Annotated in this window: 16 protein-coding genes; 4 read left to right on the top strand and 12 right to left on the bottom strand. The window is 63.6% G+C overall.

What is annotated here, in order from left to right; genetic code table 11:
* Positions 1 to 115: 115 nt before the first annotated feature.
* Entirely contained in the window at positions 116 to 697 is a 582-nt protein-coding gene (locus tag M5C98_RS12490; RefSeq protein ID WP_272547762.1) for a Fe-Mn family superoxide dismutase, read from the top strand.
* Positions 698 to 794: 97 nt separating this feature from the next.
* Here M5C98_RS12490 and M5C98_RS12485 read toward each other — a convergent pair whose 3' ends face one another.
* A complete protein-coding gene (locus tag M5C98_RS12485; protein ID WP_272547761.1) occupies positions 795 to 1,283 on the bottom strand; it encodes a DUF192 domain-containing protein in 489 nt (162 codons plus the stop codon).
* 123 nt (positions 1,284 to 1,406) lie between these two features.
* The gene (locus M5C98_RS12480) at positions 1,407 to 1,634 is read right to left on the bottom strand and encodes a hypothetical protein (protein ID WP_272547760.1); all 228 of its coding nucleotides are present in this window, start codon (positions 1,632 to 1,634) and stop codon (positions 1,407 to 1,409) included.
* 190 nt (positions 1,635 to 1,824) lie between these two features.
* On the opposite strand from M5C98_RS12480, the gene icd reads away from it, so the two are divergent.
* Positions 1,825 to 3,084: an NADP-dependent isocitrate dehydrogenase gene (gene icd / locus M5C98_RS12475; protein WP_272547759.1), complete on the top strand. Its 1,260-nt coding sequence runs from the start codon at positions 1,825 to 1,827 to the stop codon at positions 3,082 to 3,084.
* Positions 3,085 to 3,317: 233 nt separating this feature from the next.
* On the opposite strand, the gene M5C98_RS12470 is transcribed toward icd, so the two are convergent.
* The 10 genes from M5C98_RS12470 to M5C98_RS12425 all read right to left on the bottom strand — a co-directional run bounded on the left by M5C98_RS12470 (position 3,318) and on the right by M5C98_RS12425 (position 12,654).
* On the bottom strand, positions 3,318 to 4,637 hold the full coding sequence (locus tag M5C98_RS12470) for a S8 family serine peptidase (RefSeq protein WP_272547758.1): 1,320 nt from the start codon (positions 4,635 to 4,637) through the stop codon (positions 3,318 to 3,320).
* Positions 4,634 to 5,311 carry a zf-HC2 domain-containing protein gene (locus M5C98_RS12465; protein WP_272547757.1) on the bottom strand — a complete coding sequence of 226 codons (678 nt, stop codon included), beginning with the start codon at positions 5,309 to 5,311 and terminating at the stop codon, positions 4,634 to 4,636. Before M5C98_RS12465 ends, M5C98_RS12470 begins: the two co-directional genes overlap by 4 nt.
* Before the next feature lie 9 nt (positions 5,312 to 5,320).
* Positions 5,321 to 5,899, bottom strand: a complete 579-nt coding sequence (locus M5C98_RS12460; RefSeq protein ID WP_272547756.1) for an RNA polymerase sigma factor — start codon at positions 5,897 to 5,899, stop codon at positions 5,321 to 5,323.
* 88 nt (positions 5,900 to 5,987) lie between these two features.
* The gene (locus M5C98_RS12455) at positions 5,988 to 6,698 is read right to left on the bottom strand and encodes a hypothetical protein (protein ID WP_272547755.1); all 711 of its coding nucleotides are present in this window, start codon (positions 6,696 to 6,698) and stop codon (positions 5,988 to 5,990) included.
* Between the two features lie 27 nt (positions 6,699 to 6,725).
* A complete protein-coding gene (locus M5C98_RS12450; protein ID WP_272547754.1) occupies positions 6,726 to 8,072 on the bottom strand; it encodes an enolase C-terminal domain-like protein in 1,347 nt (448 codons plus the stop codon).
* Positions 8,073 to 8,107: 35 nt separating this feature from the next.
* On the bottom strand, positions 8,108 to 9,067 hold the full coding sequence (locus M5C98_RS12445) for a 2-hydroxyacid dehydrogenase (RefSeq protein WP_272547753.1): 960 nt from the start codon (positions 9,065 to 9,067) through the stop codon (positions 8,108 to 8,110).
* A 132-nt stretch (positions 9,068 to 9,199) separates the two neighbouring features.
* The gene (locus M5C98_RS12440; RefSeq protein WP_272547752.1) at positions 9,200 to 9,658 is read right to left on the bottom strand and encodes a nuclear transport factor 2 family protein; all 459 of its coding nucleotides are present in this window, start codon (positions 9,656 to 9,658) and stop codon (positions 9,200 to 9,202) included.
* A gap of 97 nt (positions 9,659 to 9,755) precedes the next feature.
* Positions 9,756 to 10,667, bottom strand: coding sequence for a 5-dehydro-4-deoxyglucarate dehydratase (kdgD, locus tag M5C98_RS12435; protein ID WP_272547751.1), 912 nt, complete (start codon positions 10,665 to 10,667; stop codon positions 9,756 to 9,758).
* A gap of 42 nt (positions 10,668 to 10,709) precedes the next feature.
* Complete coding sequence (locus M5C98_RS12430; RefSeq protein WP_272547750.1) at positions 10,710 to 11,681, bottom strand: Bug family tripartite tricarboxylate transporter substrate binding protein; 972 nt, start codon at positions 11,679 to 11,681, stop codon at positions 10,710 to 10,712.
* A gap of 145 nt (positions 11,682 to 11,826) precedes the next feature.
* Positions 11,827 to 12,654, bottom strand: coding sequence for a FadR/GntR family transcriptional regulator (locus M5C98_RS12425; RefSeq protein WP_272547749.1), 828 nt, complete (start codon positions 12,652 to 12,654; stop codon positions 11,827 to 11,829).
* 65 nt (positions 12,655 to 12,719) lie between these two features.
* On the opposite strand from M5C98_RS12425, the gene M5C98_RS12420 reads away from it, so the two are divergent.
* Both M5C98_RS12420 and M5C98_RS12415 read left to right on the top strand, forming a co-directional pair.
* Positions 12,720 to 13,532, top strand: a complete 813-nt coding sequence (locus M5C98_RS12420) for an NAD-dependent epimerase/dehydratase family protein (RefSeq protein WP_272547748.1) — start codon at positions 12,720 to 12,722, stop codon at positions 13,530 to 13,532.
* Between the two features lie 5 nt (positions 13,533 to 13,537).
* Complete coding sequence (locus M5C98_RS12415; protein WP_442867268.1) at positions 13,538 to 14,467, top strand: SMP-30/gluconolactonase/LRE family protein; 930 nt, start codon at positions 13,538 to 13,540, stop codon at positions 14,465 to 14,467.
* Positions 14,468 to 14,530: the final 63 nt, after the last annotated feature.

Here is a 14,530-nt window from a genome sequence, read left to right as displayed (position 1 = left end):
GCGCTCACCTACAGCAGGTGCTGCTATTACTTTCTACAATGCCAGTTCGGACCGTGCTGGCCCTTTGGGGGCGGCGGTTCCATTCCAAGAATTTCAACCCACGAAGGACTGCACCATGGAACATACCCTGCCACCGTTGCCTTATGCGATCGACGCCCTGGCGCCTCATTACAGCCAGGAAACCCTGGAATATCACTACGGCAAGCACCACAACGCCTATGTGGTGAACCTGAACAATCTGCAAAAGGGCACGGAATTCGAGAGCATGACGCTCGAGGAAATCGTGAAGAAATCGAGCGGCGGTATCTACAACAATGCAGCACAGATCTGGAACCACACTTTCTTCTGGAACTGCATGGTTCCAAGCGGCGGCGGCGAGCCGTCCGGTGCGTTGGCCAACGCCATCAATGCCAAGTGGGGCAGCTATGCCGCTTTCAAGGAAGCCTTTGTAAAAAGTGCCGTGGGCAACTTCGGCTCTGGCTGGACCTGGCTCGTGAAGAAGGCCGATGGCAGCGTCGATATCGTGAACACCGGCGCGGCAGGTACTCCTTTGACGACGGCTGACAAGGCACTGCTGACGGTCGACGTGTGGGAACACGCTTACTACATCGACTACCGCAACCTGCGCCCCAAGTTCGTCGAAACCTTCTTCGACAAGCTGGTGAACTGGAAGTTTGCCGAAAGCAATTTCGCCTGAGTGCTTTGCGCCCCATAAAAAAACGGCCCACGTGGCCGTTTTTTTGTTTTTATGCCGACCTTTTGACAGGTCGCACCCTGCGGCGCAGCCAGCCAATTCAACGACGTAGGAACGGGGCGCCTGAAAGTTTGAACCCTGCCTTGATGCCCTTTTTGGAAAACCAACCCTGGTTCATTTCCAGCACATAGCGAACGGGCTTTTCAGAGCAATGCGAATCCTCGGTTTGTGGCTTCATATCGGCAAGGTTGACGACCGTGCCGTCGTCCGCCACGAAAGCGGCGGTCAACGGCAAAATGGTGTTTTTCATCCAGAAGCACTGGACTGCCGGCTCTTCGAAAACGAACAGCATGCCTTCCTGTTGGGGCATCTCCTTGCGATGCATGAGGCCGATCTGCCGCTCCTGCGGGGACACCGCGACCTGGGCATCTATGCGGTGCATACCCGCTCCCAGTTCCACGCGCTGCAAATTCAACTGAGGCGATTCTTGCGCGCCCGCCACCGCGCACCAGGAAATGGCCAACGCAGCAAAAAGAGGGGCGAGGCTTTTTTGAGAGCCGTCCGCGACGCGCACGAGAAAGGATTTCATCATCCGGCTTTCCATAAATGCAATGGGAATCGAAAGGGTAGCAGCCAAAGGCAAAAAAGCCCGCGGAGGCGGGCTTTTTTGAAGTGCGTCGGCGCCGGAGTGGCCCGTGCCGACAATGTGCGCTTAGGCAGCCGTCTTAGCGTGCTTTTTGGTTGCCTTTTTGTGGGCGACCTTGTGTGCTGCAGGCTTTTTGGCTTTGGCCTTGGCATGTGCCTTGGGGGCAGGGGCGGCTGGCTCGGCGCTGGGGGCGGAAGTCACGGCGGGGGTTGCCGGTGCGGCTGGCGTTGCGCCTTGTGCAAAAGCACCAGCGGCGAACAGACCAGCAACCAGGACAGCGAGGAGTTTTTTCATATATGCCAATTCCTTGAAGAGGTTCGGATGGGAGCCGCGCGAAGTGCCGCGAAGCACCTCCACAACGGCGCCGTCACGGGGGCCGTTGACAGGAAATATGTGATTTTTTTAAGGCTTAGAATCGCCGGCTGTACCGCGTTTGCCTAACCAGCTGAAGCCCCTTCATCGTTTCACCGGAGAGACCCGCTCAATGACCAGCTACCAGCACATCAAGGTGCCCGCCGAAGGCCAGAAAATCACCGTCAACGCCGACATGTCCTTGAACGTGCCGGACCAGCCCATCATTCCGTACATCGAGGGCGACGGCACTGGTTTCGATATCACCCCCGTGATGCTGAAGGTCGTGGACGCTGCGGTGGCGAAGGCCTATGGCGGCAAGAAGAAGATCCACTGGATGGAGGTGTTCGCTGGCGAAAAGTCGACCAAGGTCTATGGTCCCGACGTGTGGCTGCCGGAAGAAACGCTGCATGCCGTGCGCGACTACGTGGTTTCCATCAAGGGCCCGTTGACGACGCCCGTGGGTGGTGGCATCCGCTCGCTGAACGTGGCGTTGCGCCAGGAGCTGGATCTTTACGTCTGCCTGCGCCCCATCCAGTACTTCAAGGGCGTGCCCTCGCCGGTCAAGGAACCCGAGAAGACCAACATGGTGATCTTCCGTGAGAACTCGGAAGACATCTATGCCGGTATCGAGTTCGAAGCCGAGTCCGAAAAGGCCAAAAAGCTCATCAAGATTCTTCAAGAAGATTTCGGTGTCAAGAAGATCCGCTTCCCCGATACCTCCGGCATTGGCGTCAAGCCCGTATCCAGGGAAGGTACCGAGCGCCTGGTGCGCAAGGCGATCCAGTACGCCATCGACAATGACAAGCCCAGCGTGACGATCGTTCACAAGGGCAACATCATGAAGTTCACCGAAGGTGCCTTCCGCGATTGGGCCTACGCGCTGGCAGCGAAGGAGTTCGGTGCCGAGCTGATCGACGGTGGCCCATGGATGAAGTTCAAGAACCCGAAGACGGGCAAGGACATCACCGTCAAGGACAGCATTGCGGACGCCTTCCTGCAGCAGATCCTTTTGCGCCCGGCCGAGTACAGCGTGGTGGCCACGCTCAACCTGAATGGCGACTACATCTCCGACGCGCTGGCGGCCCAGGTGGGCGGCATTGGCATCGCCCCTGGCGCCAATCTGTCGGATACAGTGGCGATGTTCGAAGCCACGCACGGCACTGCGCCGAAGTACGCAGGCAAGGACTATGTGAACCCCGGTTCGGAAATCCTGTCGGCTGAGATGATGCTGCGCCACATGGGCTGGACGGAAGCCGCTGACCTGATCATTCGCTCGATCGAAAAATCGATCGCCAGCAAAAAGGTCACCTACGACTTCGCCCGTCTCATGGAAGGCGCGACGCAAGTGAGCTGTTCCGGCTTTGGCCAAGTGATGATCGACAACATGTAATCATCAGCCGTCGGTGTCGAAAGGCACTGCTTGGCACCGCTACCCTCGAAGTCCTGCCGGGATTTCGAGGGTTTCTTTTTTTGGTGATCGTTCTACGGATTTGGGAATGATTGACGGGTGACAGCGGGACAAGGACAACGCGCTTTGATGGAACAATATTTCTCCGCTCCATAACCGATTGCTGGTCTGCACGCCGGCATTTGTGCTCAGTCGCTGACGCTCGCGTGCGGCCGTCAGCGCCGAGCGAGACGCGGGGCTTGGTTTGGCAGGGATTCCAATGCCCGTTCGGCGTTGACCATCAATGGCTTTCCTGCATTTTTCTCGCTGTCCATCAGTAGATTCTTGATCGTTGTGATGTCGAGCTGCGGCGCACTGGATTGCAACAGGGCAATCATTCCGCTCACATGGGCGGCCGCCATCGATGATCCGGTGGCGAAGTCATAGCGACCCTGTGGCTGCAAGGTAAGCACATCTTTGCCAGGCGCAGCCAGAATGCCCCTGGATGCCAGATTGTCGTTGTCCGCCATGCCCACGACGATGACGCCAGGCACGCCAGCGGGAAACCCCGTGCGTTCGCCGTTCGATGGAAGTGCAGCGACCACCGCCCGGCCTTGTTTGACTAGCTGGCCCAGGAGCGTGCTGAGCAGCGGGTCTTCGGGACCGCCCAGGCTCATGTTGATGGTGCGCGCATCGGACGACATCACGGCCACGAGAGCTTTGGCCAAAGTGAAGGAGTTGCAGCGTGCGCCTGCCATGGGTTGATTGGCCGGGTACCAGCACGCTTTATAGAGGCTGACCTTGACATCGGGCGCGACGCCCACGATGCCCTGCTGGTTGTTGCCAACCGCGGCAATGATTCCAGCGACCTGGGTTCCGTGCTGGTCCAGCTGAAAACCGGCGGCATTTTCATCGACGAGGTTATAGGCCGCATCGATTTGCCCGCGCAATTCCGGATGTTCCGTCTGCGCACCCGTGTCGATCACCGCGATGTGGGCACCCTTGCCCGTGCTGAGCTTGTGCGCGCGTGCGACCTGCATGTCCACGAACCCCTGTTGCAAAGGCATATAGGGGTCGTTGTAGGCCACGGCGGCAGCCGCTTCGTCCGATGTCGCATTGACGGAAAAATCCTGCAGGGGCTGCGCCAGTTGAACCCGGGCATCGCGAGAGAGGGCTTGAAGCAGGGCCTCTCGGGAGACGCTGGCGCTGATCTCGAACACCACGCAGTGCGCGTTCATCGGTGGTATGGGCCAGGCTGCCACTTCCTGCAGGCCGTAATCCACGGCAATGGCCTGCACCGTTCTGGCAGCGCGATTGCCCATGGTGTAGCGCGGAGGGGCTCCGTAACTGGAAAGGCTGGTGCCTGCGCGGCCCGGGACATGTTCCAGAGGATTGGGAACCGCCACGATGATGTAACGGGCACTGTCTGCTCTCATGGCCGCCTCGCCGGAGGGCTTGGACGCTGGTGCATTGGCACTGGTCCCGACTGGCGCGGTCATGCAACCGGACAGCGTCAATGAAAGCAGCAAAGCCGCGATCAGAAAGCGGGGCGTCATGGCGGACCTCCGATGGGTTCGACCATCTGCATGCCGGGCGTGCTGCGCAGTCGCTCCAGTGCATGTGTATTCGAATAACGCGCATCCTTGGTGGACACGGCATAAGCGCCCATGGCATTGGGACCGCTGACCACCTGCAGGTTCAGGGACTCCAGCAAGGCTTTCCAGTCCGCCAAGGTGATGCGCCCATCGGGAACGACGCGGATGGCACTGGGAAGGCCGGCGGTCGAAACGCTGGGGGCGGGTGGGCTGCTCAAAGTCTGGAAAGCCGAGGGGTCCTGTTCGGACAAACGATGTCCCATGAAGGCCAGCGCAACGGCTTGCAAGATGGCGAAAGTGGCCAGTGCATAGGTGAACCGGCCGCCGCTCCGGCGTGCCATTGGGGCAGGCTGGGGAAGTGGTTGATCGCATAGAGCGTCCAACTCGATGCGCTCCAGCAGTTTGCCCAAGCCCGCCTGATCATCCGGCATGCGCGTGGGGGGCAATGCCATGGCGGCCTGTACCTGTTGCTGCATCTGAAGCTCGTCACGGCAATCGGCGCATTGAACCAAGTGCTTTGCTACTTCAGCACGTTGTTCTTCGCTGGCGCGGCCATTGACGATCCAGGGCAGGGCCTCCTGGGTGAGCAAATGGGAACGGTCTTGGTCTTGGGATCCTGGGAAACGATAAGGCATGGTCCAGTCCTATTGAGCGGTACTGCGGTTGGCCAAGAGCGGCAGCAGGTTGCGCAGCTTCAAACGGGCATGGAACATGCGCGCCTTCACCGTGCCAACGGGTGATTGGGTGATCACGGCAATCTCTTCCAGCGAATGCCCGCCCGCGTAGGCAAGCTCCAGCACCAATCGCTGGTCCACCGAAAGCTTCTCCATGCCCTTGTCGAGCCAATTGCGCAGCTCCCTGGCCTCGCCAGGGTCGGTGGACAGATCGGGCTGGACTTCCATGTCTTCTTCTGTCATGGACAGCGTATCCAGGCCACCATCCTGGCGCAGCGCTTTCAATCCGCAGCGATAGGCGATGCCCATGATCCAGGTGGAAACTTTCGACTCTTCCCGGAAGCTGCCCGCTTTTTGCCAGACGATCCAGAAGCAATCGTTGATGATTTCTTCGATCAATTCGGCCCGGCGAGTCAGGCGGGTCAGGAACTGGCACAGCCGGCGGTGGTAGGCCCGGTACAACGAAGCCAAAGCGGCGCGATCACCCGAGGCTATGCCATGCAGCAGTTCGAGATCGGCCGAATCGTCGGGAAAGGAAAGGGCAGCCATGGTGGGGCGAAGGTGGGCGGATCGACGTCGTGGATGATTGAATCTTGCGGCGTGTGTGCCTGCCATGCACCAAAAGGTTGCGTTTGCTTCAAAAAGAACGGGCCCACATGAATGACCAATGACCGGCTGTGTTGCCTGGATACACCGAGTTCGCCCGATCATCGGTCGTCAGGTAACTGAGCGTGGCGCGCCAGGGGCCGTTGCGCCAGGCGGCGCCGACACTGCCGTAGGCATAGCGACCCTGGGGCCGGACTTGGGCAAGACCGATGGTGCCCGTCAACGAAAATTGCTCGTCAAGCGGTAGCCGCCCCCCCAAGTCCACGGCCCACCGCATGGGCCGGGCGGCATCCAGGGTGTGGGGATAACGAAACACGGATGCCCCTACCATGATCAGATCGCGGTAGCTGAAGCCCAGCCCCGTTTCCAAACGATCCAGCAACTGCGCGGTCTGATTGTCCGGGTAGGCGTAGTACTGGGTGAAGGCCTGGTACTGCCAGTCGTTTGACAACACGCCGTCATAGGCCACGCGGGCAATCGCTCGGCCATAGCGGCGGCCGTTCGTTTGCATGCCCAGCACGGCACCGGCCGACCAGCCGGTCGCATCGTAGAGCGTCAGCAGCCCCTGGATGATCGGGCGCCTGATCGGCGTTTGGAAACCGCGTTCGGTGAGGTCGCTGCTGGCGGCGATCTCACCGGTGACATCACGGGTCTGCGCACCGCATCCTGCAGTTGCTCCCAAAAGGATCAAAGGCAGCAGGCTTCGGGCGGGGCTGTCAGTCCATGCGTGGGAAAAGGGCATGACCGCAGTTTAGGCGAGCTTGGCGGGTCAGCGGACCAGACAGGGGCGTTTGGGATCGAACGACCAGCCGGCGTGAAGGTATTGCATTGCAATGCTGTCGTCGCGGGCACCGAGGCCGTGCTCCAGGTAGAGCTGATGTGCGCGCTCCACCGCGGCCATGTCGAGCTGCACGCCCAGGCCCGGGGCGGTGGGCACGGCCACATGACCGTCCACGATCTGCAGCGGCGCCTGGGTGAGCCCCTGGCCGTCCTGCCAGATCCAGTGCGTGTCGATGGCCGTCACCTTGCCGGGCGCCGCAGCTGCCACATGGGTGAACATCGCCAGCGACACGTCGAAGTGGTTGTTGGAATGCGAACCCCAGGTCAAGCCCCAGTCGCGGCAGGTCTGGGCCACGCGCACCGAACCGGCCATGGTCCAGAAGTGCGGATCGGCCAGGGGAATGTCCACCGACTGCAGCGAAAGGGCATGCACCATCTGGCGCCAGTCGGTGGCCACCATGTTGGTGGCGGTGGGCAGCCCGGTGGCGCGGCGGAACTCGGCCATGATCTCGCGGCCGGAGAAGCCGTCTTCGGCCCCGCAAGGGTCTTCCGCATAGGCGATCACGTCATGCAGGTCACGGCACAGGCGAACGGCATCCTTGAGCAGCCAGCCTCCGTTGGGGTCGAGCGTGACCCGCGCTTTAGGAAAGCGCTCGTGCAATGCCCGGATGGCCAGGACTTCATCCTCGCCGCGCAGCACACCTCCTTTGAGTTTGAAATCGTTGAAACCATAGCGTGCATGCGCCGCCTCGGCCTGGCGCACGATGGTCTCGGGCGTGAGCGCCTCCAGATGGCGCACGCGGCTCCAGTCGCTCTCCGGTGCGTCGACATCCTGGGCGTGAACGTAAGGCAGATCCGTTTTTCCAGAATCGCCCACGAAAAAAAGATAGCCCAGCATTTCCACCTGGTCCCGCTGCTGGCCTTCGCCAAGCAATGCGGCCACCGGCACTCCCAGGTGCTGGCCCAGGAGGTCGAGCAAGGCGGACTCCACGGCGGTGACGGCATGGATGGCGATGCGCAGATCGAACGTCTGCAGGCCACGCCCGCCGGTATCGCGCCCTGCCAATGCGGCCTGCACCCGCTGGAGCAGTGCCAGATGGTTGCCCACCGGCTGACCGACGAGCAGCGGGCGCGCGTCTTCCAGGGCCTGGCGGATCTTTTCGCCGCCGGGTACTTCGCCCACACCCGTGCGCCCGGCACTGTCGGTCAGGATGAACAGATTGCGCGTGAAGAACGGGGCATGGGCGCCGCTCAGATTGAGCAGCATGCCGTCGCGACCGGCGACCGGAATGACGCGTACTTCGGTGACGGTCGGGGTAGGGTTGGCTGTGGGCATGGATGTGGGCTTCGGAGAGGGCTGTGCGAAGGGGGTTACTTGCCCGGCACCGGGGCGCGGACCGCCCCCGTGGCATAGAAGGCATGCAGGTTGTCCAGCACCATGTCGGCCATGGCGCGGCGGGTTTCGTGGGTGGCGCTGGCGGTGTGCGGTGTCAAGACCACGTTGTCCAGCGCTTGCAGCGCTGCAGGCACCGATGGTTCGTTCTCGAACACATCGAGGCCCGCACCGGCGATGCGGCGTTCTGCCAGGGCGTCGATCAATGCGGCCTCATCGACCACGGTGCCGCGCGCCACGTTGATCAGAAAGCCACGGGGCCCGAGGGCGTCCAGTACGGCGCGATCGACCAGATGGCGGGTTTCCGCGCCGCCGGCCACGGTCAGAACCAAGTAGTCAGACCATCGGGCCAGCTCCATCAGGGAGTCGAAATAGGGAAGGGTGGAGTCGCTGCTGGGGCGGCGGTTGTGGTAGCCCACCTCCATGCGAAAGCCCGATGCGCGCTCGGCCACGGCCAGCCCGATGCGGCCCATGCCGACGAGCCCCAAGCGCTTGCCGGACACCCGGGTTTGCGGCGCGAACCGGGCGGTGGGCCAATCGCCGCGCCGCACGAAGCGGTCGCTGGCGCTGACGCCACGCGACACATCCAGCAAAAGTGCAAAGGCCAGGTCGGCCACGCAGTCGTTCAAAACCCCTGGGGTGTAGCCCACCTGGATGCCGCGCGACCTGGCCGCCGCGATGTCCAGCGCATCGAACCCCACGCCGAAGCTGCTGATGACCTTGAGATGCGGCAAGGCCTCGATCACGTCCCGCTTCAGGCCGATGGAGGCGGAGGTGACAACGCCAGTGAACTCGGCGCCCCGTTCGGCAAGAAAAGCGGCGGGGTCGGGTTGGTCTGCCAGGCAAGTCACGTCGAACTGCGCGGCCAGATCGGCTTCGAGCGCTGGCAGCGGCAGGCGGGCGATTTGCAAAAGGCGGGGCCGGGGTGTGGTGCTCATGGGCTCGGAATGGTACGGCGGCGCTGCCAGTGCCTTCATCAGTGCAGGCCGGTGTGAGGGGAGCGGTCGGGAGCGAAAGGGATCGGCGACCCAATGCGAAGGCTGCACAAACGGCCTTCGATGGTCGAACGGTCAGGATGCCGCGCGGACGGCCTGGCGGGCCAGCAGTTTCCAGTCGGCGCCTTGCTTTTGCCAGACGCCCAGGATCTTGATCTGGACCTTGCCGGGCTTACCCGAGTCGTTGGTGTCGGCCGTCAGGGTGTGGCGCACGATGGCCGCATCCCCGACCACCTTGATGGTCTGGTCGCTGATGACGATGGTGACGAAGTCCGATTTGCCGTCCAGCAGGTCGCTGATGAAGCTGGCCTTGGTGTCCACCCGGCCCCCCGAATGGCCGTAGCTCAGGTCGTCGGCGACGAGTTGGTTCAAGGCGGCTGGGGAGGGGTCGATCATGGCGATGCGCAGCCGCTCGGCAGCGGTGGCGACCGACTGCTGTGCATCGGCGCCCGCGCTGGCCGGCGCCGTGGCGCAGCCGCCCAGGGCCAGGATGGTGACGGCGGTGGCCGCGGCGAGCAATAGCTTCTTGTACATCTCTTGTCTCCGTTGTGGTGTGGTTTTATGGATGCCGCGTGCCCAGGGTTTGACCGGCGCCCGTGCACGGCCGGGCGCCGGATCTTCGGCTACCGCCTTACTGAGGGCCGAGCTTGTCGATGAGTGCCTTGAGTTCCTCCACTTCGCCGGGCTTGAGGTCGGTGAGCGGAGCGCGCACGGGGCCCGCATCGTGGCCGACGATCTTCGCGCCGGCCTTGACGATGCTGACCGCATAGCCTGCCATGCGGTTGCGCAGTTCGAGGTAAGGCATGAAGAATTCGCGCAGCAGGTGGTGCTGGGTCGCCAGATCGTCGTTGGCCACGGCCTTGTAGAAGTCCATCGCCGTCTTGGGGATGAAGTTGAACACGGCCGACGAATACACCGGCGTGCCCAGCGCCTTGTAGGCAGCGGCATACACCTCGGCGGTCGGCAGGCCGCCCAGGTAGGCGAAGCGGTCGCCCATCTTCATGTAGATGGAGTTCATCAGCTCGATGTCGCCCACGCCGTCCTTGAATCCCACCAGGTTGGCGTTGCGCTCGGCCAGGCGAGCCAGCGTCTCGGGGGCGAAGCGGCTCTGGCCACGGTTGTAGACGATCACGCCGAATTTCACGCTCTTGCACACCTCTTCGACGTGCGCGGCCAGGCCTTCCTGGCCGGCTTCCGTCAGGTAGTGGGGCAGCAGCAGGATGCCGTGGGCGCCGGCCTTCTCGGCCGCCTGGGCGCACTGGATGGCAAAGCGCGTGGGGCCACCCGCGCCAGCGATGATCGGCACCTTGCCGCGGCAGGTGTCCACCGCGGTTTTGATGATGCCGGGGTACTCGTCCGCCGTGAGCGAGAAGAACTCACCCGTGCCGCCTGCCGCGAACAAAGCGCTGGCACCGTAGGGGGCCAGCCATTCCAGGCGCTCCGCGTAGCCCTTGGCGTTGAATTGGCCCTGGGCGTCGAAGTCCGTGAGCGGGAACGACAGGAGGCCGGAGCCCATGATGGTCTTGAGTTCTTGAGGTTGCATGGCGGTACGGGGTAGTGGGTGGAAAAAGGGAAAAGTAAAAAATCAGTCGAGCCGGATCTGCGCCGCCGACACCACACTGGCCCAGCGTGCGCGCTCCTTCTCGAAGAACTTGTCTTGCTCGGCGGAGGCCATGGTCACGACCTCGGCGCCCTGGCCCGCCAGGCGGGAGCGGATTTCCGGCGTGCGGATGACGGAGATGAGGGCCGTGTTCAAGCGCTGCACGATCGGATCGGGCGTGCCGCGCGGCACGAGGATGCCTTGCCAGGTGCCGGACTCGAAGCCGGGGATGCCCTGCTCGGCAATGGTGGGTACATCGGCCAGCAGCGGCATGCGGGTGGCCTTGGACAGCGCCAGCACCTTGAGCTTGCCGCTCTGCACGTGGGGCAGGGTGGCGAGCATGCCGTTCATCAGCACCTGCGTCTGGCCGGCCATCGTGTCCTGGATCGCGGTCACGCCGCCCTTGTAAGGCACGTATTGCCAGCGGGCGCCGCTGGCACGTTCCAGCGCCACGCCGGCCAGGTGCGGTGCGCTGCCCGTGGCGGTCACGGCGAAATTCAGGTCCGCCGTCTTGGACAGGGCGATCAATTCCTTCAGGTTGTTGGCCGGCACAGAAGGGTGTACCACCAGCATGTGCGGCGAATAGGCCAGCATGGTCGCGCCACGCAGGTCCTTGGAGGGGTTGAATGGCAGCTTGGTATAGACCGAGGGGCTGATGGCCAGCGCCCCCACGTCGCACAGCAGCATGGTGTAGCCGTCGGGCTGCGCCTTGGCCACGAAGTCGGCGCCCAGGTTGCCGTTGGCGCCGGGCTTGTTTTCCACGATGACGTTCTGCTTGAGCAGGTCCGACAGCGGCTGGCTGATGGCCCGCGCGATGATGTCCGAACTCCCGCCGGGCGGGTAAGGCACGATGAGGCGCAACGTTTTGGTGGGCCAATTGGCGGTCTGGCCCATGGCGGTGGTGCTGGCCAGGGCGGCGGCGCCGTAGACCATGGCGTGGCGGCGGTTCAAAGTCATTGCATGTCTCCTTGCTTGGGTTGGTTCATTTTTTGTTGTACGTCATCATACAACTGAAAAATGGCAAGGCACAAGCGCTCCAGGCGCCATTTCCGCATGTCTTCGGGTTAACGATGACACGCGCGCCAAGTTCTAAAAACGGTGATTACGCTTCGGGAGTGGCGAGTGCGCCGTCCGCCGGGGCTGCAGGGGTTTTGGCTGCTTCCTGCGCCAGGCGCAGGCGCTCGCGGCTGTTGGTCAGGTGGATGCGCATGGCCGCGCGCGCCGACTCGGGGTCCTTGCGGGCGATGGCCGAATAGATCTCTTCGTGCTCGCGGTTCACCCGGCTCAGGTATTCGTGGCCCCGCACCGCGTTGCGGATGCCCGAGATGCGGGTGCGCGGGATCAGCGTGGTGCCCAGGTGGTTCATGATGTCGGCGAAGTACGGGTTTCCCGTGGCCTCGGCGATCTGCAGGTGAAAGCGGAAGTCATGCCCCACCGTGTCGCCGCCCATGGCCACATTGCGTTCGAAGTCGTCCAGCGCCTGGCGCATGGCCTGCAGGTGGGTTTCGCTGCGGCGCATGGCCGCCAGGCCCGCCGATTCGGTTTCCAGGCTGATGCGCAACTCCAGCACCGCCAGAACGTCCACGGACGCGGTCAGCTCGGACGGGTCCAGCCGGAACACGCCACCGGCACGCGGCGGCAGCACGAAGGTGCCGATGCCGTGCCGCGTCTCGACCAGGCCGGCCGCCTGCAGCTTGGACAGGGCCTCGCGCACCACGGTGCGGCTCACGTCGTGGGCCCGCATGATTTCGGATTCGGTGGGCAGTTTGTCGCCCGGCGTGAGCAGCCGGTCGCGGATCTTTCCCGAGAAGTCTTCCACCACCGCATTGGTCAATCCACGGGCACGCCGGACGGGCGGCGCGGACAGAATCAGGGCCTGCGATTCGCTGGGTGCGGGGAATGCGGGTAATCCCTTTATCGGTGTGGCCATGGGGGTGATGATAATCGCTGAGCGTTGTATGACAACATATGACAAATACTAGCCAGAGGAGCTTCATGAGCCAGCCGTCCCGTTTACCCCGTCTTCTTTTGACCGGCGCCGCAGGCGGCCTGGGCCAGGTGCTGCGCGAAAGATTGCGCCCGTATGCCGACGTTTTGCGGTTGTCCGACATTTCCACGCTGGCCCCCTCGCGCGGCCTTGATGAAGAGGTGGTGCCTTGCGACCTGGCCGACAAGGCCGCGGTGGATGCGTTGGTGGCCGGCTGCGATGCGATCGTGCATCTGGGCGGTGTCTCTGTCGAGCGGCCCTTCGAGCAGATTCTGGAAGCCAACATCAAGGGCGTGTTCCACATCTATGAAGGCGCCCGCCGCCACGGCGTGCGCCGCGTGGTGTTCGCCAGCTCCAACCATGTGACGGGCTTTTACCGCCAGGACGAGCGCATCGACGCCAACGCCCGCCGCCGTCCCGACGGCTATTACGGCCTGTCCAAGTCGTTCGGCGAAGACATGGCAAGCTTCTATTTCGACCGCTACGGCATCGAGACGGTGAGCCTGCGCATCGGCTCGTCGTTCCCCGAGCCGCGCGACCGCCGCATGATGAGTTCGTGGCTGAGCTACGACGACCTCACCCAGCTGGTCGAAAAGGCCCTGTTCACCCCGGACGTGGGCCACACCGTGGTGTACGGCGCTTCCGCCAACCGCGACATGTGGTGGGACAACCATGCCGCGGCGCATCTGGGCTTCACCCCCAAGGACAGCTCTGAACCCTTCCGCGCCAAGGTCGAGGCCCAGCCCGCGCCCGCGCCGACCGATCCGGCCGCCATCTACCAGGGCGGGGCTTTCACGGCCCAGGGCCCGTTCGAAGGATGACCGCCGTGAACGCCAGCGCGCAACTGGTGCTGGATGCGCGCTGCGCGACGGGCGAGAGCCCGGTGTGGCGCGCGGCCGAGCAAGCGCTGTACTGGGCCGACATTCCCCAGGGCGTGCTGCACCGCTGGTCGGCGCAGACCGGCGAGCAGGCGCAGTGGAAGGCGCCCGAGATGATCGCCTGCATCGCCCCCTGGGCCGGGCAGCCCGGCCGCTGGCTCGCGGGCCTGGAAAGCGGCTGGTTCCAGCTGGACCTGCCGGACGGCGGTGCCACCGCCGGCCCGCTGCGGGCGCAGCGCCTGGCCACGGCCGATCATGCCCAGGCGGGCATGCGCTTCAACGATGGCCGCTGTGATCGCCAGGGCCGGTTCATCGCCGGCACCATGCTGCAGGACATGGGCGCCGCCGCCCGCGTGGGCAAGGTGTACCGGTTCGGTGCGCAGGAACTGGCCGCCGGCACGGGCACCGACCTCGCGCTGGGCGAGTTGATCGTGCCCAACGGCATCGCCTTCAGCCCCGATGGACGCACGATGTACCTTTCGGATTCGCACCCGCAGGTGCAGGCGATCTGGGCCTTCGACTACGACACCGACACCGGCACACCCAGCCGCCGGCGCCTGTTCGCCGACATGAATCCGCTGCCGGGCCGCCCTGATGGCGCAGCGATCGACGTGGACGGCGGCTACTGGATCTGCGGCAACGACGCGGGCCTGGTGCACCGCTTCACGCCCGACGGCCGGCTCGACCGCTCCCTGGCCGTGCCGGTGAAAAAGCCCGCCATGTGCGCTTTCGGCGGCCCGCAGCTCGACACGCTGTATGTCACCTCCATCCGCCCCGCAGGCGTGGACCTGTCGGACCAGCCGTTGGCCGGCGGTGTCTTCGCATTGCGCCCGGGAACCCAGGGCATGCCCGAGCCAGAATTCACCGCCCCTGTCTGAACGGGGCTTGGCCCTTTCACCGATTTCTCCCCCCAAAACGTATTTCCAACAGCAAAAGAGACG

Origin of the sequence: Acidovorax sp. NCPPB 3576 (genome assembly GCF_028473605.1) — a bacterium.
Lineage (GTDB): Bacteria > Pseudomonadota > Gammaproteobacteria > Burkholderiales > Burkholderiaceae_C > Paracidovorax.
Note: the sequence above shows the minus strand (reverse complement) of the source record. Positions and strands in the feature narration are given on the sequence as shown.